The sequence below is a fragment of the Olleya sp. KJ81-1 genome (assembly GCF_055808135.1).
On record NZ_CM147854.1, the window covers coordinates 1,240,137 to 1,261,073 of the forward strand.

Annotated in this window: 19 protein-coding genes; 11 read left to right on the plus strand and 8 right to left on the minus strand. The window is 31.0% G+C overall.

What is annotated here, in order from left to right; genetic code table 11:
• Positions 1-17 precede the first annotated feature (17 nt).
• Positions 18-641 (minus strand): LysE family translocator, encoded by a 624-nt coding sequence (locus tag AC0L3M_RS05870; protein WP_099569556.1) that lies wholly within the window; start codon positions 639-641, stop codon positions 18-20.
• A 185-nt stretch (positions 642-826) separates the two neighbouring features.
• Here AC0L3M_RS05870 and AC0L3M_RS05875 point away from each other — a divergent pair, with 185 nt between their 5' ends.
• Entirely contained in the window at positions 827-1,501 is a 675-nt protein-coding gene (locus AC0L3M_RS05875) for a YiiX/YebB-like N1pC/P60 family cysteine hydrolase (RefSeq protein ID WP_473432190.1), read from the plus strand.
• 11 nt (positions 1,502-1,512) lie between these two features.
• On the opposite strand, the gene AC0L3M_RS05880 is transcribed toward AC0L3M_RS05875, so the two are convergent.
• The gene (locus AC0L3M_RS05880; protein ID WP_473432191.1) at positions 1,513-2,154 is read right to left on the minus strand and encodes a protein-L-isoaspartate(D-aspartate) O-methyltransferase; all 642 of its coding nucleotides are present in this window, start codon (positions 2,152-2,154) and stop codon (positions 1,513-1,515) included.
• A gap of 159 nt (positions 2,155-2,313) precedes the next feature.
• On the opposite strand from AC0L3M_RS05880, the gene AC0L3M_RS05885 reads away from it, so the two are divergent.
• The 10 genes from AC0L3M_RS05885 (at position 2,314) to AC0L3M_RS05930 (ending at position 12,491) form a co-directional block, all read left to right on the plus strand.
• Complete coding sequence (locus AC0L3M_RS05885; protein ID WP_473432474.1) at positions 2,314-3,273, plus strand: Gfo/Idh/MocA family protein; 960 nt, start codon at positions 2,314-2,316, stop codon at positions 3,271-3,273.
• A gap of 157 nt (positions 3,274-3,430) precedes the next feature.
• Complete coding sequence (locus tag AC0L3M_RS05890; protein WP_339809067.1) at positions 3,431-4,318, plus strand: 3-hydroxyacyl-CoA dehydrogenase family protein; 888 nt, start codon at positions 3,431-3,433, stop codon at positions 4,316-4,318.
• 112 nt (positions 4,319-4,430) lie between these two features.
• Positions 4,431-5,669 (plus strand): DUF1015 domain-containing protein, encoded by a 1,239-nt coding sequence (locus AC0L3M_RS05895; RefSeq protein WP_473432192.1) that lies wholly within the window; start codon positions 4,431-4,433, stop codon positions 5,667-5,669.
• Between the two features lie 17 nt (positions 5,670-5,686).
• Entirely contained in the window at positions 5,687-6,346 is a 660-nt protein-coding gene (locus AC0L3M_RS05900; protein ID WP_473432193.1) for a YggS family pyridoxal phosphate-dependent enzyme, read from the plus strand.
• Between the two features lie 12 nt (positions 6,347-6,358).
• On the plus strand, positions 6,359-7,720 hold the full coding sequence (locus tag AC0L3M_RS05905) for an exonuclease domain-containing protein (RefSeq protein ID WP_292948638.1): 1,362 nt from the start codon (positions 6,359-6,361) through the stop codon (positions 7,718-7,720).
• Positions 7,720-9,678 carry a DUF3857 domain-containing protein gene (locus AC0L3M_RS05910; RefSeq protein WP_473432194.1) on the plus strand — a complete coding sequence of 653 codons (1,959 nt, stop codon included), beginning with the start codon at positions 7,720-7,722 and terminating at the stop codon, positions 9,676-9,678. The genes AC0L3M_RS05905 and AC0L3M_RS05910 overlap by 1 nt, the downstream gene beginning before the upstream one ends.
• A 23-nt stretch (positions 9,679-9,701) precedes the next feature.
• On the plus strand, positions 9,702-10,562 hold the full coding sequence (locus tag AC0L3M_RS05915) for an ion transporter (protein WP_473432195.1): 861 nt from the start codon (positions 9,702-9,704) through the stop codon (positions 10,560-10,562).
• 23 nt (positions 10,563-10,585) lie between these two features.
• Positions 10,586-11,500 carry a tRNA (adenosine(37)-N6)-dimethylallyltransferase MiaA gene (gene miaA / locus AC0L3M_RS05920; RefSeq protein ID WP_473432196.1) on the plus strand — a complete coding sequence of 305 codons (915 nt, stop codon included), beginning with the start codon at positions 10,586-10,588 and terminating at the stop codon, positions 11,498-11,500.
• Entirely contained in the window at positions 11,497-11,910 is a 414-nt protein-coding gene (locus AC0L3M_RS05925; protein ID WP_473432197.1) for a hypothetical protein, read from the plus strand. The genes miaA and AC0L3M_RS05925 overlap by 4 nt, the downstream gene beginning before the upstream one ends.
• Before the next feature lie 140 nt (positions 11,911-12,050).
• Positions 12,051-12,491 carry a hypothetical protein gene (locus tag AC0L3M_RS05930; protein ID WP_473432198.1) on the plus strand — a complete coding sequence of 147 codons (441 nt, stop codon included), beginning with the start codon at positions 12,051-12,053 and terminating at the stop codon, positions 12,489-12,491.
• Between the two features lie 52 nt (positions 12,492-12,543).
• Here AC0L3M_RS05930 and AC0L3M_RS05935 read toward each other — a convergent pair whose 3' ends face one another.
• From AC0L3M_RS05935 to AC0L3M_RS05960, 6 genes are all read right to left on the minus strand, one after another.
• The gene (locus AC0L3M_RS05935; RefSeq protein ID WP_028281877.1) at positions 12,544-13,254 is read right to left on the minus strand and encodes a response regulator transcription factor; all 711 of its coding nucleotides are present in this window, start codon (positions 13,252-13,254) and stop codon (positions 12,544-12,546) included.
• Between the two features lie 4 nt (positions 13,255-13,258).
• Positions 13,259-14,794 (minus strand): sensor histidine kinase, encoded by a 1,536-nt coding sequence (locus AC0L3M_RS05940; protein WP_473432475.1) that lies wholly within the window; start codon positions 14,792-14,794, stop codon positions 13,259-13,261.
• Positions 14,795-14,899: 105 nt separating this feature from the next.
• Positions 14,900-15,499 (minus strand): dephospho-CoA kinase, encoded by a 600-nt coding sequence (gene coaE / locus AC0L3M_RS05945; RefSeq protein ID WP_292948577.1) that lies wholly within the window; start codon positions 15,497-15,499, stop codon positions 14,900-14,902.
• Positions 15,496-16,455, minus strand: coding sequence for a CdaR family protein (locus AC0L3M_RS05950; protein WP_473432199.1), 960 nt, complete (start codon positions 16,453-16,455; stop codon positions 15,496-15,498). Before AC0L3M_RS05950 ends, coaE begins: the two co-directional genes overlap by 4 nt.
• A gap of 3 nt (positions 16,456-16,458) precedes the next feature.
• Entirely contained in the window at positions 16,459-17,463 is a 1,005-nt protein-coding gene (locus tag AC0L3M_RS05955) for a glycosyltransferase family 2 protein (protein WP_473432200.1), read from the minus strand.
• A gap of 73 nt (positions 17,464-17,536) precedes the next feature.
• Complete coding sequence (locus AC0L3M_RS05960) at positions 17,537-20,794, minus strand: GEVED domain-containing protein (RefSeq protein WP_473432201.1); 3,258 nt, start codon at positions 20,792-20,794, stop codon at positions 17,537-17,539.
• Positions 20,795-20,937 lie beyond the last annotated feature (143 nt).

The window sequence follows — 20,937 nt, forward strand, 5'->3', positions numbered from 1 at the left end:
TAGGCCTACTACCTGTACTACTTACTAAACAAATAGATCACGTTACCAATACCAACAACACCAGTTAAACAACCTAAGATAAAATCCATTTTAGAAGCAATGTAAGTTAGTTTATGTTCAATATTTTTAGCAACAATCGCATAAATCGTATACAAAGTAAAAGAACCAATGGTAGAACCGATTGAAAAATAAAAAGCATTAAATACAGTGTATTCAAAGTATTTAAAACCAATTAATAACGAAATAAATGTAAAGTAAAACGGTATAGCCATCATATTTAATGAGGACATTAAAATACCGTAAAAATAGGATTTAGATTTAGGAATTTCTTTCTCACTAACTTCCTTTTTAGGAGAAAAATAAAGTCTAAAAAAATTAATAGACAACAAAAACAGAATACCTGTTCCTATTTTTTGAATTAAGGTTATGTATTCAGAATTTTTCATTAAAATATTAGCCAAATAAGCGCCTAAATTGGCTTGAAAAAACAAAACTGTAGCATAACCAGCTATTAGATAAAATGTCGATTTTTTACCGTTTTTTAAGCTATACTTTACTACCGTTAAATTTAGAAAACTAGGTGTAATACTTCCTAATGCAGCAATACAAAAACCTAATAGTAAGCATATAAAAAAAGTCATAATTTATTTTTATTTATAAGCAAACAAAGAAACAACATGTGTGGCTTATTATTAGTAGCTATTAACATTTTTTAAGTATTATCTTAACTTTCAAAAAAAGAAATAGCTTTTGTTTTTTATAGTATTGCTTTAAGTAAATACAGTATTTACGTAATTTTGACAATTAGTTTTAACACTTATAAATAATGAATAAATTTTTACAACGCATAGCATTCACTTTATTACTATCATGTATTTTGTTAAGTTGCAATACAAAAACCAACACAAGTTTTCAGTTAAAAGAAGGTGATTTACTGTTTCAAAACACAGGATCAGACGACATTGATAATGCTATAAAGGACGTTACAGCAACCGCATCTGCAAAAAATTATTCTCATGTTGGTATGGCTATGCAAAAAGACAACAAATGGTTTGTGGTGGAAGCAATACCCAAACAAGGCGTTTGCATAACACCTATAGCTAAATTTTTAGAAAGGAATAAAAATAAATTTAATAAATCTCAAACCACAGTAGCCAGACTAAACAACTACTATAAGCCCTATATAAAAACAGCTATAAACTATGGTATTACCAGAGTTAACACACCTTATGATGATATTTTTTTATGGGATGACACCTCCTATTATTGCTCAGAGCTAGTTTACAAAATGTTTTCAACTCAAGACTTACCTAAAGATTCCATCCCATTTCTTACACACCCAATGACTTTTAATGATAGTTCTGGTCAGCCAATGACTAGTTGGGTTAAATATTATAAAGCACGCAACCAATCAATTCCAGAAGGTATTAAAGGTACAAACCCTAATTTAATGGCAAGCAGCAGTCATATTACGTTTGTTCATGATTACGAAAATGACTAGAACTTAATCTACTAATTCTTATCCTCCAAAAGCGGAACAAATCTAAACTCGCCAAACTCTGTTTTCTCAAAATCCTTTGGACCTTTTCTAACAAAAAGCGTCATAGTTTGCACTTTATCTCCAACAGGAATTACTAAACGTCCTCCAATTTCTAATTGTGCTAGTAAAGGGTTAGGCACAAAAGGTGCTCCTGCAGTTACAATAATACTGCTAAAAGGTGCTTCGGTTTTTAAACCTTTATAACCATCTCCAAAAATTAGTTTTTTTGCTCTATAGCCTAATTTTGGCAAAAAACGACTCGTAATTTTAAACAACTCTTGTTGTCTTTCAATGCTATATACTTTAGCACCAAGTTCGCAAAGCACAGCAGTCTGATAGCCACTACCTGTACCAATCTCTAACACTTTATCACCTCGTTTAACTTGCATTAATTCGGTTTGAAAAGCTACAGTATAAGGCTGAGAAATGGTTTGATCTGCTGCAATAGGAAATGCCTTATCCTGATACGCATGATCTAAAAAACTAGAATCCATAAACAAATGTCTTGGTATTCTGCCAATTGCAGCCAAAACTGCGCTATTAGTAATTCCTTTGTCCTTCAAAACAGCTACTAGTTGCTGTCGTAAGCCTTGATGTTTAAAAGTGTCTTTCAATGGTAATGGATAGTTTAGAGCATAAAATTACTTCAAAAATATAACCCTGAAAAGGTTTTCATTCAATTTATAATTTTGTCTTAAATCCTGCATATAATTATCAAATTGATATTAAATAGTGTATAAAAAAACTTATTTTTGTTGAAAACAGAACAAACTATGCTAAAAGCTGGTGTATTAGGTGCTGGTCACCTTGGAAAAATTCATCTTAGATTATTAAATCAATCAGATAAATACCAATTAGTAGGATTTTACGATGCTGATGCGGACAACGCTAAAAAAGTAGAAGCCGAATTTGGTTACAAATATTTTGATACCATTGAAGCCTTAATTGATGCTGTAGATGTTGTAGATATTGTAACGCCTACCCTATCGCATTACGATTGTGCTAAGCAAGCTATATCTAAAGGTAAACATATATTTATTGAAAAACCAATAACCAATACAGTTCATGAAGCCGAAAGTATTAGAGCTTTAGTTGCAGAAAATGGTGTAAAAGGTCAAGTAGGTCATGTCGAGCGTTTTAATCCTGCATTTATTGCAGTTAAAGACCAATTGGACAGTCCAATGTTTATAGAAGCGCATCGTTTAGCCGAGTTTAACCCTCGTGGGACTGATGTTCCTGTGGTTTTAGATTTAATGATTCATGACATTGATGTTATTTTAAGTGTAGTTAAATCTAAAGTTAAAAATGTATCTGCAAGCGGAGTTTCAGTGATAAGTGATACACCTGATATTGCTAATGCACGTATCGAATTTGTTAATGGTTGTGTTGCCAATTTAACTGCCAACCGAATTTCGCTTAAAAACATGCGTAAAACACGTTTTTTTCAACGTGATGCTTATATCTCTGTAGACTTTTTAGAGAAAAAATGTGAGGTTGTAAAAATGAAAGATGCACCAGAAACACCTGGTGATTTTGACATGGTTTTACAAAATGCAGAAGGTGTTAAAAAACAAATTTATTTTGATAACCCAGAAATAGCTGCAAACAACGCTATTTTAGACGAGTTAGAATCCTTTGCTGACGCCATAAACAATAATACAACTCCAATAGTAACCTTACACGATGGTACAGAAGCTTTACGTGTGGCCACTATGATTATAGATCAGTTTTAAAACCTTTTAAATTATGACCAATCAAAAAGATAAAAACAAAAAATCGTTGCTAAAATATATTGTAGATTTTTTTGTCAACGTGCTATTTGGTGGTAAGAAAAAAAGTAAAACAATAATAAAAGCCCATAATTGTGGGACACAAAAACAATAAATTTTAATGAAAAACATAGCAGTTATAGGTGCAGGAACAATGGGTAATGGTATTGCACATACCTTTGCACAATCTGGATTTAAAGTACAATTAATAGATATTAGCGAAGCGTCATTAAAACGCGGAATGGATACCATCTCTAAAAATTTAGATCGCATGGTCGCTAAAGAAAAAATATCTGAAGCAGATAAAGCTGAAACTTTAAGTAATATTAGCACTTTTACTAATATTGAAGAAGGTGTTGAATATGCAAGCCTAGTTGTAGAAGCTGCAACAGAAAACTTAGATTTAAAACTAAAAATATTTAAGCAATTAGACCAAGCTTGTGGTGATGACACGATTTTAGCGACTAACACCTCTTCTATCTCTATCACACAAATTGGAGCTGTAACCTCTAGACCTGATATGGTTATTGGAATGCATTTTATGAATCCAGTGCCAATCATGAAATTAGTCGAAATTATTCGTGGTTATAATACAAGCGATGAAGTAACTAATACTATCATGGAATTATCTAAGCAATTAGGTAAAATACCAACTGAGGTTAATGATTATCCTGGTTTTGTTGCCAACCGTATTTTAATGCCAATGATTAACGAGTCTATTGAGACGCTATACAATGGTGTTGCTGGTGTCCAAGAAATTGACACAGTAATGAAGTTAGGTATGGCACATCCAATGGGTCCTTTGCAACTGGCAGATTTTATTGGATTAGATGTATGTCTTTCTATTTTAAATGTCATGTACGATGGATTTAAAAACCCTAAATACGCACCATGTCCTTTATTAGTTAATATGGTTAATGCAGGAAAATTAGGTGTTAAATCTGGTGAAGGTTTTTATGATTATTCTGAAAGCAGAAAGGCAGAAAAAGTATCTCAGCAATTTATATAATTAACAATAAAAGGCATATTTAGATTAACAGTTTTAACCTGCAATCTTATGCCTTTTATTTTTTTTAAAGTTTACCAACTGTCTAATCTTTCTTGATTTATTTGCAATAACAATGACTAAAATACTACCATTTAAAGCGGTTAGACCTACTAGAGATAAGGTTAGTTTAGTAGCCTCACGTTCCTATCAAAGTTATACGCAACCCGAAAGAGAAGCACGTTTAGACCATAATCCATTTTCGTTTTTACACATTGTAAATCCTGGTTACAAATATGATAAAGAAATCTCTGGAGAAGCACGTTATAAGTTAGTTAAAAACAGATATTCTGAATTTAAAGAAGATGGTGTATTTAAGCAAGATCAAAAACCTTGTTTTTACATTTACAAAATAGTAGATCGTGATTCTCAAGTATTTAATGGTATTGTTGCAGCTGCTAGCGTAGACGATTATAACAATAATATTATTAAAAAACATGAGGATACTATCGCTTCTCGCGAAACCGTTTTTAAAGACTATTTAAAAACCGTTGGTTTTAATGCAGAACCTGTACTACTAACCTATCCTGATAATGATACGATCTCTAAAATTATAACCGAAAAACAAAAAGAGCGTGCCGAGTTTGAGTTTACAACAACATACAGAGACACGCACTATTTATGGTTAATTGAAAACGACACAGACATCCAAGCTATTACAACTAATTTTAGCAAAATGCCAACGTTGTACATTGCAGATGGACATCATAGGTCTGCCTCTTCACAATTACTTTGTGAGGATTTAAAAAACGAAAACAAAAATCATTCTGGTCAAGAAAGCTATAACTTTTTTATGAGTTATTTAATTTCGGAATCCGAATTACGCATACACGAGTTTAACCGTTTAGTAAAAGATTTAAATGGCTTAACTAAAGAAGAATTTTTAATTCAACTAGATACCGTTTATCGAATTGAAAACAGAGGATTAACACCTTACCAACCCTCAAAATCACATCACTTTAGTATGTATTTAGATGGCGAATTTTACTCATTATATTTAAGAAAAACAGAATATACATTTGATACGTCTTTGGACGAATTAGATGCACAAGTACTTTTTAAAACCATATTACAGCCTATTTTAGGAATCACAGATTTACGCAACGATAATCGCATACATTACCTTAGTGGTAAAAAAGATATTGTAAATTTAAAAAGTAAGGTGGATAGTAAAGAATTTACTGTTGGTTTTGGTATGATTCCTGCAACAATTTCTCAGATGAAGCAAATTGCAGACGACGGATTAACAATGCCACCAAAAAGTACTTATATCGAGCCTAAAATTAGAAGTGGTGTTACTATTTACGAGTTTTAAGCAAAAAAATAAAGCAAATGTCAATTAAACAAAACCTAAATCAAATACAAGCTACACTTCCTAATCATGTAACTTTAGTTGCGGTTTCTAAAACAAAACCTGTTAGTGATTTAATGGAAGCCTACAATGCTGGTCAACGCATTTTTGGAGAAAACAAAATCCAAGAAATGGCAGATAAACATCAAGAAATGCCAAAGGACATTAAATGGCACATGATTGGTCACGTACAAACTAATAAAGTAAAGTATATGGCTGAGTTTGTAGATTTAATACATGGTGTGGAGAGCTTTAAATTACTTAAAGAAATTAATAAACAAGCTAAAAAGCACGATAGAAGCATCGATTGTTTACTTCAAATTAAAATAGCATCGGAAGATTCTAAATTTGGAATGTCTATACCAGACGCAACTAGTTTACTTAAATCTGAAGAATTTTCAGCTTTAACTAATATTAATGTTATTGGCGTGATGGGAATGGCTACATTTACTAAAGACCAAAATCAGATTAAACAAGAATTTGATTTACTTAAAACTACGTTTGATTCGCTGCAAACAATACATCCTAGTTTAAAGACAATTAGTATGGGAATGAGTGGTGATTATCAATTAGCAATCGATTGTGGTAGCACAATGGTTAGAGTGGGAAGTAGTATATTTGGTGCTAGAAATTATAATTAAAAAACAAACTTTATTTACACAATAGTCGACATAGAAACCACTGGTGGTAAGTTTAATGAAGAAGGAATAACCGAAATTGCTATCTACAAATTTGATGGTCATGAGGTTGTAGACCAGTTTATAAGTTTAGTAAATCCAGAACGAGAGATTCAACCCTTTGTGGTTAATCTTACAGGTATAAATAGCAAAATGCTTAAAAATGCGCCTAAATTTTACGAGATAGCTAAGCGAATCGTTGAAATTACAGAAGACACTATTTTAGTGGCTCACAATGCGCAATTTGATTATCGTATATTAAAAACCGAGTTTAAACGTCTTGGATTTCCTTTTAAAAGACAAACCCTTTGCACAGTTGAGTTGTCTAAAGATTTAATTCCTGATCAAAAATCTTACAGTTTAGGTAAACTAGTTAGATCTTTAGGTATACCTGTAACAGATAGGCATCGTGCCTCTGGAGATGCTTTAGCAACCGTTAAACTTTTTAAGCTATTACTTACTAAGGATACTAACAAAACAATTATTAAGGAATCTATTAAAAAAGAACCAAAATTCCAGATGGAGCCTAGGTTAATAGATATTATTGATAATTTAACCTCTGTTACTGGAGTTTACTACATGTATAAAGCAGATGGTGAGTTAATCTATATTGGAAAAAGTAAGAACATAAAAAATCGCGTTAATCAACATTTTACTGGTACTACACCAAAGTCCAAGAAAATGCAAACACAAGTAGCAGCTGTAAAATATGAAGCTACAGGAAGTGAATTAGTGGCGCTTTTAAAAGAAAGCGAAGAGATTAAGCGTAATAAACCTATATTAAATAGAGCTTTACGCAGAAGTATTTTTACACATGCACTATACAGTTTTATAGACGATAACGGTTATATTAATCTTACCATTGATAAAGCTGATGGTAGAAAACCTTGCATAACAACCTTTAGCACTAGACAAAGTGGACGTCATTTTTTAGAAAAAATGGTCGAACAATTTAATTTGTGTCAAAAACTATCAGGTATTTATAAAACCAAAACCAGTTGCTTCCATTATGAAGTAAAAACATGTGCAGGTGCATGCATACAAAAGGAATCTCCAGAGGATTATAATAAACGTGTACAAGAATTATTAGATAAATACAGCTACAAAAACAAAAACATGGTCATTATTGATCGTGGTCGAGAGGTAGATGAGCGTAGTGCCATTTTAATTCAGAATGGAATATTTAAAGGTTTTGGCTTTTATAATTTAAATTACCAAATTAATAATTTGGACATTCTAGAGTCTATCATTACTCCAATGGAGAATAATAGAGATCAACAACACATCATACAAAGTTACCTAAGAAAAAATAAACGCATAAAAATTATAGATTTATAATGAAAAAAATATTTCTTATTACGCTACTCTTTTCAAAATTTTTAGTCGCTCAAAGCCAATTTAATACTGAAAATTTAACGACGACAAGAGCTGATTTAGAATTAAATGAATTTAAACAAGACACCACTGCAAATGCCATAGTACTTTATGAATATGGAGATGCCGAAATTCATAAAAAAACGTTCAACTTAGTTTTAGACTATAAGAAGAAAGTTAAAATTTTAAACCGTAACGGATTTGACCAAGCTAATATTGAGGTTAATTTATACAATTCTGATAGAAAATCAGAAAAAATCACAAACTTAGTTGCTACAACAACTAATATTGAAGATGGTAAAGTTACCCGAATTAACTTAGATCCTTCTCAAGTATTTGAAGAAAAGGTTAACGATAATTACACCATATTTAAATTTGTTTTACCTAATATAAAAGAAGGGTCTGTTATTACATATAGCTACACCTTTGAAAGTCCATTTTTATTCAATTTTAACTCATGGAAATTTCAAGAAGACATACCAAAGCTATACAGCGAGTACAATACTAGCATACCAGGAAACTACGATTATAATATAAAGCTTGTAGGAGAGCTTAAGTTAAGCGTCAATCAAAGTGATATAAAAAAATACTGTATCCAATTAGACAATGGTGCAAGTGCAGACTGTACCATAGGTAAGTATGTAATGAAAGATATACCTGCTTTTATAGAAGAAGATTACACGACTGCTTCTAAAAATTATATTTCTAGAATGGAATATGAATTAAAAGTAATAAAAGGCTTTGATGGCTCTGTACAAAACATTACCAAAACATGGGAAACTGCGGATGATGAACTTAAACAAAATGAAGATTTTGGAAAACAACTAAAAAAAGAAAGTCTAGTAAAAAAACTAATAGACCCAACCTTATTGGATCAAAAAAGTGATTTAGATAAAGCTAAATACATTTTTAATTATGTTAAAAATAATTATACTTGGAATGGCTATTATCGAATTTTTAAAGATGTGTCCATTAAAGATATTATTGAGGAAAAAACAGGTAATGTAGCCGAAATCAACCTACTTCTATATAACCTTTTAAAAAGACATGATATAGTAACCTATCCTGTTTTAATTTCTACAAGAGAAAACGGATTTATCACTACACTGTATCCTGTAATTTCAGAATTTAATTATGTGATTTTAAGAGCCGAAATTAATGGAAAATCTTATTTTTTAGATGCAACAGACCCTTTATTAGTCTTTGGACAAATTCCATTTAAATGTTTAAATGAGTATGGTCGCGAAATGGATTTTGACAATGATAGTCGTTGGATAGACCTAAACACTAATATCAATTCTACAACACAACATAAAGTTAATATCAAAATTAATGATGATAATACCTTTTCTGGAACATTAACAACAACAAAATTAGGATATGATGCTTTGGATGCGCGTCAATTGTACAAAAAAAACAATCTTAATAATTTAAAGTACTTCAGAGAAAAATATCCTGATTTAACTTTTGAAAATAGTCAAGTAGACACAAATAAAAACGATAAAGCAATATATACAGAGACCATATCAATATCAGGTCCATTAACTGTAATTGGCGATAAAATATACTTGGACCCTTTTATATTTAAGTTTTTTACAAAAAACCCTTTACAACTTAATACAAGGACATATCCTATTGATTTTGGATATAAAAACAACCTTATTTATTACATTCAAATTGACACAAATGATAAGTATAAAATTGCTGATAAGCCTCTAGATAAAACTATTGAATTATCAAATAACTCTGGCTTACTTAATTTTTTAACTCAACCAAAAAATGGTAACATTGATTTATCTTTTAGGATTAATTTTTACAATACAATTTACCCAACTAATTACTATACTGAACTAAAATCTTTTTTTAGCAACATTGTAAATATTCAAAATAACTCGGTTATAGTTTTAGAAAAAAATATCTAATGTTAATTTAGTATTTTTACCACATGAGCCCAACAAACGATAAAACTTATTGGAAAGATAAACTTCATGAAATTATTTATGAAGCAGACACGCCTGCTGGTAAGTTTTTTGACGTCGTTTTACTTATTTTAATTTTAGCTAGTATACTACTAGTTATGTTAGAAAGTGTAAATCACATTGATAAAAAGTACCACAACGCGTTATATGTTGGCGAGTGGATTATAACTATCTTTTTTAGTATCGAATATATTTTACGCATAATTACAGTAAAAAAGCCATTTAAATACATCTTTAGCTTTTACGGTATTTTAGATTTACTATCTACAATACCAATGTACATCTCGTTTATTTTTGCAGGATCACACGCTTTAGTAACTCTTAGAGCGTTACGCTTACTACGTGTTTTTAGAATACTTAAATTAGCAAGATATCTTGGAGCATCAAACCAATTAAGAGATTCCATTATTGCTAGTCGTGTAAAGATATTTGTGTTTTTATTTGCTGTATTAATATCGTCCGTAATTTTTGGAACCATTATGTATTTGGTCGAAGGTGAAGATAACGGATTTACAAACATTCCAAAAAGCGTCTATTGGTGTATTGTAACATTAACTACAGTTGGTTTTGGGGATATTGCACCACAAACTGCACTTGGACAATTTATTACCACTATTATCATGATTTTAGGTTATGGTATTATAGCAGTACCTACAGGAATTGTGTCTGCAGAATATTCCAAAAGCTTAAAAAAATCTGAGGACCAACCCTCTAATCCAACAAGTAAGAAACTAAATTTAAATACACAAAGATGCTCTAATTGTCATGAAGACAATCATGACGATGATGCCAACTTTTGCAGAGTTTGCGGTAACAATCTACACTAAACAATTACTTAATTACAATAAATTTGAAACACGCTAACAAATATTTAATCTCAATTGTTGGACCAACAGCTATTGGTAAAACTGCACTTAGTATTAAGTTGGCTAATCATTTTAATACCCAAATAATATCTGCAGATTCCAGGCAGTTTTTTAAAGAAATGAGTATTGGTACTGCTGCTCCTACAGCAGAAGAATTAGCAGCTGCTAAACATTATTTTATACATAATAAATCTATAACAGAAGACTATAATGTTGGTGCTTTTGAAAAAGAAGCAATCGACTGCATAACAAATCTACATAAAACTAATGACGTTGTTATAATGGTTGGTGGTTCTGGATTGTATGTTGATGCTGTTACTAACGGTTTAGATTATTTTCCTGAGGTCGATAAAAAGATAAGAGAGCAACTAAATAAACAATTAGAAACGGAAGGTTTGGAAATACTTCAGCTTAAGCTGAAAACTTTAGATAAGCAATCCTATAACACAATAAAAATTGATAATCCGCAACGTGTCATTCGTGCTTTAGAAATTTGTATTGGCAGTGGGCAACCCTATTCTTCCTTTTTAAATAAAGATAAAAACCAAAGACCATTTAAAACAATTACCATAGGACTTGAGGCTGATCGTAATGTTATTTACGACAGAATTAACCAGCGAGTGGATATTATGGTTGCTAATGGGTTAATTAAAGAAGTAGAGTCCTTACTTCCCTTTAAAAATCTAAACAGTCTTAACACTGTTGGCTACAAAGAAATTTTTAATTATTTAGATAAAACTTGGACATTAGATTTTGCTGTTTCTGAAATTAAGAAAAACTCTAGACGGTTTGCAAAACGCCAATTAACTTGGTTTAGAAGAAAACCTGAAACCCTTTGGTTTGACTATCAAACACCTTTGACCACTATAATTACCAAAATAGAATCTGAGATAGAATGAAAATTTTTTTAAAAAAATTAGCATTCTTTTTTATTCCTATTATACTCTATGTACTAATAGTTTTATCCTTAGATATTTTTAAAATTTTTAAAGATTATGATAACTATTATAATCAAGATATAACTACATTAAATAGAACTTACGTATCTACAAAGATTTTTCAAAAAAATAAAGACAGTGTAAATTATGATAGTTTTATTTTTGGTAGCTCAAGATCTCAAGCCTTTAAGACTCCAATCTGGAAGCACTACTTACCAGAAAAATCGGTTCCGTTTCATTATAATGCACATAGTGAAGATTTATATGGTATTTATAAAAAATTAGAATTTTTAGACCATTTAAGTTCGTCAATAAACCATGCATTAATTATTATTGATCGCGAGGTGTTGGCTGGAACAAAAAAAGATTAAATCATTTATACATCAACCCAGTGGAGTTTAATGATGTTTCTAAATACGAATTTTATAGTAGTTATATTTTAGCAAATCTAAATCCACGATTTATGATGGCTTACACAGATTTTACTTTATTTAAAACATATAGAACTTATATGAAAAATTATGTACGTATGGACAAATATCCAGATACGTTTACACCAATTTTCAATGATTCGTATTACGGATTAGCTAAAGAGATTAAAGAAGACAGTTTAGGCTATTATAATAAATTGAAACAACAAGGTGTATTTTATCAAAGACCTCAAGAATCTAATATTACATTACAAAAAACTAAAAGAGAAATAGATTTACTTAATAAAATAAAATCTATATTTAATAAACATGATACTAATTACAAAATCGTTGTTTCGCCTTTGTATGATCAAATCCCAATGGAAGAAGAACAATTAGTACTACTCTATTCTATTTTTGGTAAAGATAAAGTCTATGACTTTTCAGGGAAAAATAATTTAACAGAGCCTATTAGTAATTATTTTGAAAGCAGCCATTATAAACCTAATGTTGCTAAAATTATTTTAGACTCGATTTATTAAACAAAAAAAGCCAGCATAAATGCTAGCTTTTTTTAATATATATATTTGATAATTAATCGTTTTGATTAACTACTAATCTAAATCCTTCTCCATGAATATTTAAAATTTCCACATTTGGATCTAACTTTAAATACTTTCTAAGTTTAGCAATATACACGTCCATACTTCTAGATGTAAAGTAATTATCATCTCTCCATATCTTAGTTAATGCTAACTCACGTGGCATTAAATCGTTTTCATGCAATGCTAACATACGTAGTAATTCGTTTTCTTTAGGAGATAACTTAACTTGTTCTCCTCCATTGTATGTTAAAAATCTAAGCTTAGAGTTTAAATCAAATCCTCCAATTTTAAATTCAAATTGTTTACTATCCGCAACTGTATCGTTTGCTTTACGTTGCATGATAGCTTTTATCTTCATTAATAAGACTTCACTATCAAAAGGTTTATTTAAATAGTCATCTGCACCAACTTTATAACCTTTAAGCACGTCCTCTTTCATGGCTTTAGCAGTTAAAAATACGATAGGCACTTCTGCATTTTTCTCTCTAATTTCTTTAGCTAAAGTAAATCCATCTTTATATGGCATCATGACATCTAAAATACATAAATCAAAATCACCACGTTTAAATTTTTCAAAGCCTTCCATACCATTTTTTGCATGGGTAACTTCGTAATCATTCATTGATAAATAATCTTTTAAGACTGTTCCAAAATTTGGGTCATCTTCTACTAATAATATTCTTTTTAATTGTTCATCCATAATACTACGAGATTAACGGAAGCTTTATTGTAAAAGTACTTCCTTTTTCTTTTTCACTTTCTACTGATATATGACCATGATGGTCTTCAACTATTCGTTTTACATATGCTAAGCCCAATCCATGACCTTTAACATTATGTATGTTACCTGTATGCTCTCTATAAAATTTTTCGAACACACGTTTTTGAGCTGCTTTACCCATACCACTTCCGTGGTCTTTTATATGCACTAATATATTATTTCCTGCCAGCTCTGTAGTGACAATAATTTTTGGTGCATCTGGAGAATACTTAATTGCATTATCCAATACGTTTACTAATACATTTGTAAAGTGTGTTTCGTTTGCTAAAACCGAAGATTTTTCGGCATCAAGATGTGTTTCAATATGTCCACCTCTATCTTCAATAATCAACTCTACGTGTGATATAGCATCTTCTACTAAGTCGTTAAGTTCCACACGTTCCTTACTAATGTTTAGTTCGTTTTTTTCAAGTTTAGATATTCTTAGTACATTTTCCACTTGCGCATGCATACGCTTATTTTCTTCTTTTATCATGCCTAAATAACGTAGGACTTTTTCTTTGTCGTCAATTATTTTAGGGTTTTTAATGGAATCTAATGCTAAATTAATAGTCGCAATTGGCGTCTTAAACTCATGCGTCATATTATTAATAAAATCTGTTTTAATTTCAGAAATTTGACGTTGTTTTATTAATTGATATAATGCGCTAGAATAAGCTATGACGATAATTAAAGTAAAAACTATAGATAATATTAGCATCGTTAAAATTGATGATAATATAAACTTTTTACGTTCTGGAAAATTAACTAATAGTCTGTAATTACTTTTATCATTTTCATTATAAAAAAATGGTACACTAAACGTAGATGCTGGATTTAACTGAAAATCTTGAGTTTTAATTTTTGTTGCTAAATCGTTGCTATATATTGCAAATTCGTAACCTATATCAATATCATTTTCTAACAATTTTAATGCTAGTAACCTATTGATTTTGTCCACGTCAACACGTTTGTGTATTGGTTTTAAATAGGCTTTATCTTTATAAACAGTCTCTAAAGCTATACGTGTACTTTCATTAAGTTTACTTAACCTTGCAAGCATTGATGATAGGTTTTTACTACCATCTATAGAGTTGTTTTCAATAATTTCGGTTTCTCTTTTTTGTAAAATACGTTTTACGTTTAAACTATCTAAACCTATGTCAAAGAGCGCTGATGATACTTTATAATTTTCTTCTAATATACCGTTTCGATAAATTACTGTTTCGTTTGTATCAGGATTATCCTCTTTAATGTAAATGTTTATAATTGCAGTTGTATCATTTACATTAATTGATCCATTGCTTAATAAATCATTAAACTTTCTTAAATAATCCTCCTTTTCTTCATTTTCTACAATGTTAGACACATAGCTTAGTGCTTTTCTTACATTGAAGTTAAACTGCTTTTCAGTATTTTGAAGTGAATTATTTATATAATACGCCTGAACTAGTATGATTCCTATTAGGGAACAACTCATTAAAACGACTAACACAAAAAAATCCTTTTGTTCATCATCCAAAATTAAGATTTTAACATTTAGCAATGTTACCATTTAACCTTACATTAACAAAAACGTTAAAATTTAATTCTTTGTTATAGATTTTAAGAGTTTACTATGAATATTTTGAACCTGAAGTTTTGTGTCTTTTAAATCGGTATTATTAATTACAAAATCTGAACATTCTGTCTTTTGTTGGTCAGTCCATTGGTTATTCATGATTGCTTTAACCTTAGCTTCAGACGAGTTATCACGTTTAATTACTCGATTTAGTCTAGTCTGTTCTGGTGCTACGACAGTAATTATATAATCGTATTTGCCTTGACTTCCGTTTTCAAAAATTATAGCGACTTCGCTAATAACGTATGGAGCGTTTTGTTTTTTTACCCAATTAGAGAAATGTTTTGCAACTTTTGGGTGCACAATTGCATTCATTTTTTTTAGTAAAGCTTGATTACTAAATATCTGACTAGCAATAAAAGGTTTATTTAATGTATCCTCAACGTAAGCACTATCACCAAAAAGCTTAATTAATTTACGTTTAATAACTTTAGAACGATCCATTAATGCTTTGGCTTCATTATCAGCAATATAAACTGGCACATCTAATGCTTTAAAATAATTAGCAACTGTAGTTTTTCCGCTACCTATACCTCCTGTTAAGCCTACTATTGTTGGTGTCATTCTGTAATTATAAATTCAATTTTTTGTTGCAATAACCTAATGTTTTTAACATTATTTGGCTGTTTAATTAATTTTGGTGCTAAAGTTGTATTTCCAGAAGCATCGTTATAATCGCAAACGATATTAAAATCTTCTGACTTTATTGTATTAAATTTTTCCAAGCTTGTGGTAAAACTTAAGGACACTTGCTTTGGAAAATAGTTAACTTTTACACCTTCCGGAATATTAATTATTTGGATTGGAATGTCTAAAACGCCTTCAGAGAATTTAGAAACATTAACCATCAACTTAGCTTGCTTTATATTGGTTTTAATATTTTTATTTAAACTATCCAATTGCAGTAACAACGTTTTATTTACATCGGATTTCACCTCCTTTAATTCTAAATACTGAGTTTTTACTTTACTAATTGTTTTTAAAACAGAACTTGGCCCAATTAACTTAACACTATCAGGTACAGTTTTTAAAGTATCTAAAGTGTTATACCCTTTAGCATATTGAATTTTAGAGTCTAAGATTATTGGTACATATTTTACATCATTGACATCAAATCTAAAAAGTAGTGTGTCCGGATTAATACTGATAATTTTTTCTTCTTTATCAAACTGTTTATTAATATTTGAAAACCCTTTGGAAACACTCCAAATTAAAGTTGAATCTTTTTTTGAAATGTCTGTTTTAAAATTAATATCTAATTCTGGTCTTTTAATAGCATACCTAAGCCAATTAAAACCTGTAGTTTGTATTGTAATATCAAGCTCTGGATTGTTTGAATTTACTATAACATGCGTATCACTAATATCCTTAGGTTTTACTTTAAAGGCTAATGTGGCTGTATATACTTTAGATAATTTTGTTAAAACTAAAATTGAAAAAGCTAAAACAAAAAACAGTAAAAATATATTGATCTTTTTACTTTTAAACAATCCTAATATTTTCAATTTAAGTTTTTGCATGCCTTAATTTTTAAAAAATAAATGAGGAAAAATTACTTCTGGTTTTTCTGACTTAAAATGTAATAATATTGTTGACTTTAAAAATCCGTAACCATATCCAAAAAACTGGATGGATACTGCTAATAAAGCCTGAAAAGCAATAATAATATTTTTAGTTTTTAATACTGCTACAACAAAGATTAGACAATAATAAAATAACACTAAGTATAATGGTAAAAATAGATTAAACAGTGTTAAAACCAAAGCTATAATAACTCCAATAAAAAACACTGTTGGAAACCAATAGGTGATTTTTTTAGTTTGTGGATGCCACTTATTTAAAATAGGTCTTACGGAACCAAATTTATTAACTTGTTTATAAAATTTACTCCAAGATATACGTCTTTTATGGTACACATAAGCTTCTGGAAATAAAGTTGTTTTAAATCCTAAGTCCCATAGTCTAATAGACAAATCAGGATCTTCTCCAGGATGGATATTACCAAATCCTTTGGTAGCTTCAAATGCTAATTTTGATAATCCCATGTTAAAACTTCTAGGTTGAAACTTATCCAAACTAGATTTATTACCTCTAATGCCTCCTGTTGTAATTACAGACGTCATACTAAAATCTATCGCTTTTTGAAGATTTGAAAACGAATGATGTGCTTTATCTGGTCCGCCAAAACAGTCTACATAATTAAGTTTTAAGCTAGCTTCTACCTCTTGCAAGTAGTGACTTGGCAATAAACAATCGCTATCTAAAATAATAAAGTAATTACCTTTAGCGTGTTGCATTCCAAAATTTCTGGAATCTCCTGGTCCTGAATTTGACTTAAAATAATAGGATATATCAAGATTATCCATGTATTTATCTACGATAGCTTTAGACGTAATGGTAGATCCATCTTCTACAATTACAATTTCGTAGCTATAGTTACCTTTTAAGGTTAGAAAGCTTTCTAATAGCTCCTCAATCTCAATAGGACGATTATAAACAGGTATAATAAACGAAAAACTTAATTCCATATAACAAATGTAAGTTAAACGTATAAAAAAAGCCACCTAAAAAGGTGGCTTTTAATTGTATTAAAGTTTAAGATTATTTCTTAATTACTTTTATTGTTTCAGTAACATCTCCAATAGTAACTTTAACAAAGTATGCTCCTGACTGTAAGTCAGACATGTTTACTAGGTTATCTACACTATTAGGTGCGTTTCTATACACTTCTTGTCCTAACATGTTATAAACTGATACATTAGAAATCTCTTTTTGAGCTTTTAATGTTAAGTTGTCATTAACTGGGTTTGGATAGTAAGAGAATAAAGCTTCTGTATTAAACTCTGCAGTACTTAAAGAAGACTCAGAAAGTAATAAAGTAAACGATCCTGGAGCTTGTGCTCTTGCAGTACCATCATCACTCACTCTCACGTAGTAAGTTGTACCATCCGTTAATCCACCAACTACTGATGTATTACAAGCACCAACTGCTGTACCAGCACAATCTGTATAAACACCATATTGAGCAGCAGTTGTAGTCACTGTAACTTCTCCTGAAGGAGGTGCTACAAATGAGTACCATAAATCAGCAACTGCACCTGTAAAACAATCTGCAGCTACACCAGAATCTGTTGCTCCAGTATTATCTCCTGTAATTTCAACTCCTATTGTTAATGCTTCGGCAGCTGTACACTCGTCGTTAGGTACAGGAGAATATGCAGAAACTTGGAAATCTCCAGCACTATCACCTCCATACTCCCAAACTCTAAAATATACAGTTTGACCAGCTAAAGCCATATCATCAATATTTATAATTGGATGAGCACCATTAGCACTTCCATCATCATTACATTCAACTAATGTTAAAGAACCACAAGATCCTGAATAAACAGCACCTCCTGTATCTGTAATACCTCCAGTTTCTGTATTAACCTCTAATGTAAGCATTCCGTTTGCAGGAACAATAGCACTGAACCAAACATCTCCTCCATTACCCGAAGCATCTGCAGGATCGTAAGAAGCACAACCTGGTAAAGGTAATTCTCCAGAGCCAGTTGCTGCTGTATTAGTTCCTACAATTGCATTATCTGCAAAAGCAAAACCAACTGTCAAATCAATTGCTCCACCACATAAGTCATTAGCAGGAGGACAAGAATAATTAAAAGTTCCTAATGCTGTATCACATGCACTGTCTGTACCATTTTCTAACACTAATGTCACTGATGTTCCATCTGCATAAGGTCCAACTTGCACCACACCTAAAGCAGTTGCAGGATAAGTATTTGTTCCATCATTAATTTGAGATGTTCCATCCCCTAAACCTGTTACATCAACATCAACATAAAATTGTGTATTATCACAATCGGTAACTAAAGTTGCTGTTCCAGTTGGCGCAATACATGATACAACTATTATGTTAACATCTACATCCATAGTTACACCATAAGTACCATTATAACAAGAATTTGGAGTTGCTTGACCAGTGTCTGCAGTACCAATTCTCATTCTGTGTTGTCCTAAAGTAGCAGTAGCTGGCATTAAGAAAGATGCATCTAAAATATCAGTTCCTGTATTACTATCTGGAGATTCACCTGAATATAATAATTCAGTTGCATCATCAAAAACTAAATCATCATTTAAGTCAATCCAAATATTTGTGTTATATGTATAATTAGTCATAAACGTAATTACAACATTAGCTGTAATTCCTTGACCTAAATCTACAGGTGTACCTGTAAAATCTTCATATGTTACATCACCTGCACTTGGAAAATCTGTAGTACCTACTTGTAAATTTCCTATTCCAGTACCATCATTACTTGAAGGTGTAGAAACACAATAACATCCAACAGCAATTGTAGTATAACTATTTTCTGTACAATTTTCTGCAGAACCTGAAACATTATAAGGTGTTAATGTCCAGTAATAAGTAGTGTCTTCTGTTTGGTTACCTACACTATAAGATAATACATCTCCAACATCAACATTATCAAGAATGTCATTACCTCCTGTTGTAGTACCAACCGTTAAATTATAACCTTCTGCAAGTACCACAGCATCCCAAGATAATACTGTATCTAAACTACCACAAGTAGCATCTGGTGTTGACGTTGTATTAGTTGCACACTCTGGTAAATCAGGTAAATTGTACTGAGTTAAACAAAAAGATACTGGATTAGTTCCAGTTGTTCCAAAATCGTAAACCTGAATAATTAATTCATCTCCAATTGCCCAACCGCTTAACTGAGAATCTACTGGTGCAAAAGTACCTAAACAAACTATTTGCGTCCCTGTTGCGTCATAAACTGCAACTCCAGGATTTGACGCGCCATCATTCCAAATTAGTCCATCACTTGTAGCTGTCCATGAGAAAAACATATCAAATGTTGAAGTCGTCCCACAAGTGCTACTCATTCCGCTATCAGTAATTCCTGTAGAAAAATCATAAGAAAAAGTATAGTTCGAAGTTTCACAAGCAGTTCCTACTTCTGAAGGTATAATAGCTAATGGTAAACTAAAAACATCACCTTCTAATGGTTGAGTCCATGAAAAAGGTCCAGACCATTCTGAAGTCCCATCTGCAATACAATCCGCCTGAACATAAAACTCGTATTGATTTCCTGCAGTTAATCCTGAAGCAGAATAAGGGTTAGTTACTCCTGTAGCTGTAGCTATTCCTGTAACTGTTTCTCCTTCAGTTACATTAACCAATTCTACATTCCAACTTGTAGCAGTACCATTTTCTGACCAACTAAGATCTGATGTAGTTAATGTAGTTGCTTCAAATGTAAGAGCAGATGGTGCAATACACGATGGTGCTAATGCAGCATCAACTGTAACTTTATAATCTTCAACCTCTCCTCTTCCTGAGGCAAATTCAAAAGAACAAGCGTTATCATTTGGATTAGAATCATTCCAATCTATCATGACACGCATAACATAATCTCCATCTATAGTAGATGATGGTGCTGTTATGCTCCCTGTAAAAGGACCACTACCATACGATACTGTGTTAAATACTGTTTCTGTAGCAATATCAAAAACATCGTCACCATTCCAATCTACCCATACAGCACAACCAACGGTACCTCCTTGTATTACAACATTAAAGTCAAATGTACCACCTGGATAAGTGGATACTGACATTGTATCAAAATTATTAACATAACGAATAGTTGCATCTCCAGAATCTAATCCCGATCCTGTATTAGAGATATTTACTACACCGTTTGTGGTACTAACAGCATCTATAAAAGTAGTAGTGTTAGTGGTTGTTGATGTAAAGCTAGAACAGACCTGAGAAAAGGACTGTAAAGCAAAAAGCATCAATAAAAATAATAAAGTAATTTTTTTCATCATAAGTTTAGTATAAGTTAGTAATTAATTAATCATCTTCTAAAAATATTGATTTATTCTTAACCTAGCACTATCATATACATCAAATCGACAAGAAGTCTTAAAAAAGGGTTAAAATACCATTAACCTTATGTTAAATGTAATTA

Bases quoted from the DNA above. Each gene is read 5' to 3' on its own strand.
- AC0L3M_RS05925 (WP_473432197.1), top strand. From the start codon at position 11,497: ATGAAAATTTTTTTAAAAAAATTAGCATTCTTTTTTATTCCTATTATA.
- AC0L3M_RS05895 (WP_473432192.1), top strand. From the start codon at position 4,431: ATGACTAAAATACTACCATTTAAAGCGGTTAGACCTACTAGAGATAAG.
- AC0L3M_RS05910 (WP_473432194.1), top strand. From the start codon at position 7,720: ATGAAAAAAATATTTCTTATTACGCTACTCTTTTCAAAATTTTTAGTC.
- AC0L3M_RS05930 (WP_473432198.1), top strand. From the start codon at position 12,051: ATGAAAAATTATGTACGTATGGACAAATATCCAGATACGTTTACACCA.
- AC0L3M_RS05890 (WP_339809067.1), top strand. From the start codon at position 3,431: ATGAAAAACATAGCAGTTATAGGTGCAGGAACAATGGGTAATGGTATT.
- AC0L3M_RS05935 (WP_028281877.1), bottom strand. From the start codon at position 13,254: ATGGATGAACAATTAAAAAGAATATTATTAGTAGAAGATGACCCAAAT.
- coaE (WP_292948577.1), bottom strand. From the start codon at position 15,499: ATGACACCAACAATAGTAGGCTTAACAGGAGGTATAGGTAGCGGAAAA.
- AC0L3M_RS05955 (WP_473432200.1), bottom strand. From the start codon at position 17,463: ATGGAATTAAGTTTTTCGTTTATTATACCTGTTTATAATCGTCCTATT.
- AC0L3M_RS05915 (WP_473432195.1), top strand. From the start codon at position 9,702: ATGAGCCCAACAAACGATAAAACTTATTGGAAAGATAAACTTCATGAA.
- AC0L3M_RS05870 (WP_099569556.1), bottom strand. From the start codon at position 641: ATGACTTTTTTTATATGCTTACTATTAGGTTTTTGTATTGCTGCATTA.
- AC0L3M_RS05940 (WP_473432475.1), bottom strand. From the start codon at position 14,794: ATGAGTTGTTCCCTAATAGGAATCATACTAGTTCAGGCGTATTATATA.
- AC0L3M_RS05885 (WP_473432474.1), top strand. From the start codon at position 2,314: ATGCTAAAAGCTGGTGTATTAGGTGCTGGTCACCTTGGAAAAATTCAT.
- AC0L3M_RS05875 (WP_473432190.1), top strand. From the start codon at position 827: ATGAATAAATTTTTACAACGCATAGCATTCACTTTATTACTATCATGT.
- AC0L3M_RS05900 (WP_473432193.1), top strand. From the start codon at position 5,687: ATGTCAATTAAACAAAACCTAAATCAAATACAAGCTACACTTCCTAAT.
- AC0L3M_RS05950 (WP_473432199.1), bottom strand. From the start codon at position 16,455: ATGCAAAAACTTAAATTGAAAATATTAGGATTGTTTAAAAGTAAAAAG.
- AC0L3M_RS05960 (WP_473432201.1), bottom strand. From the start codon at position 20,794: ATGATGAAAAAAATTACTTTATTATTTTTATTGATGCTTTTTGCTTTA.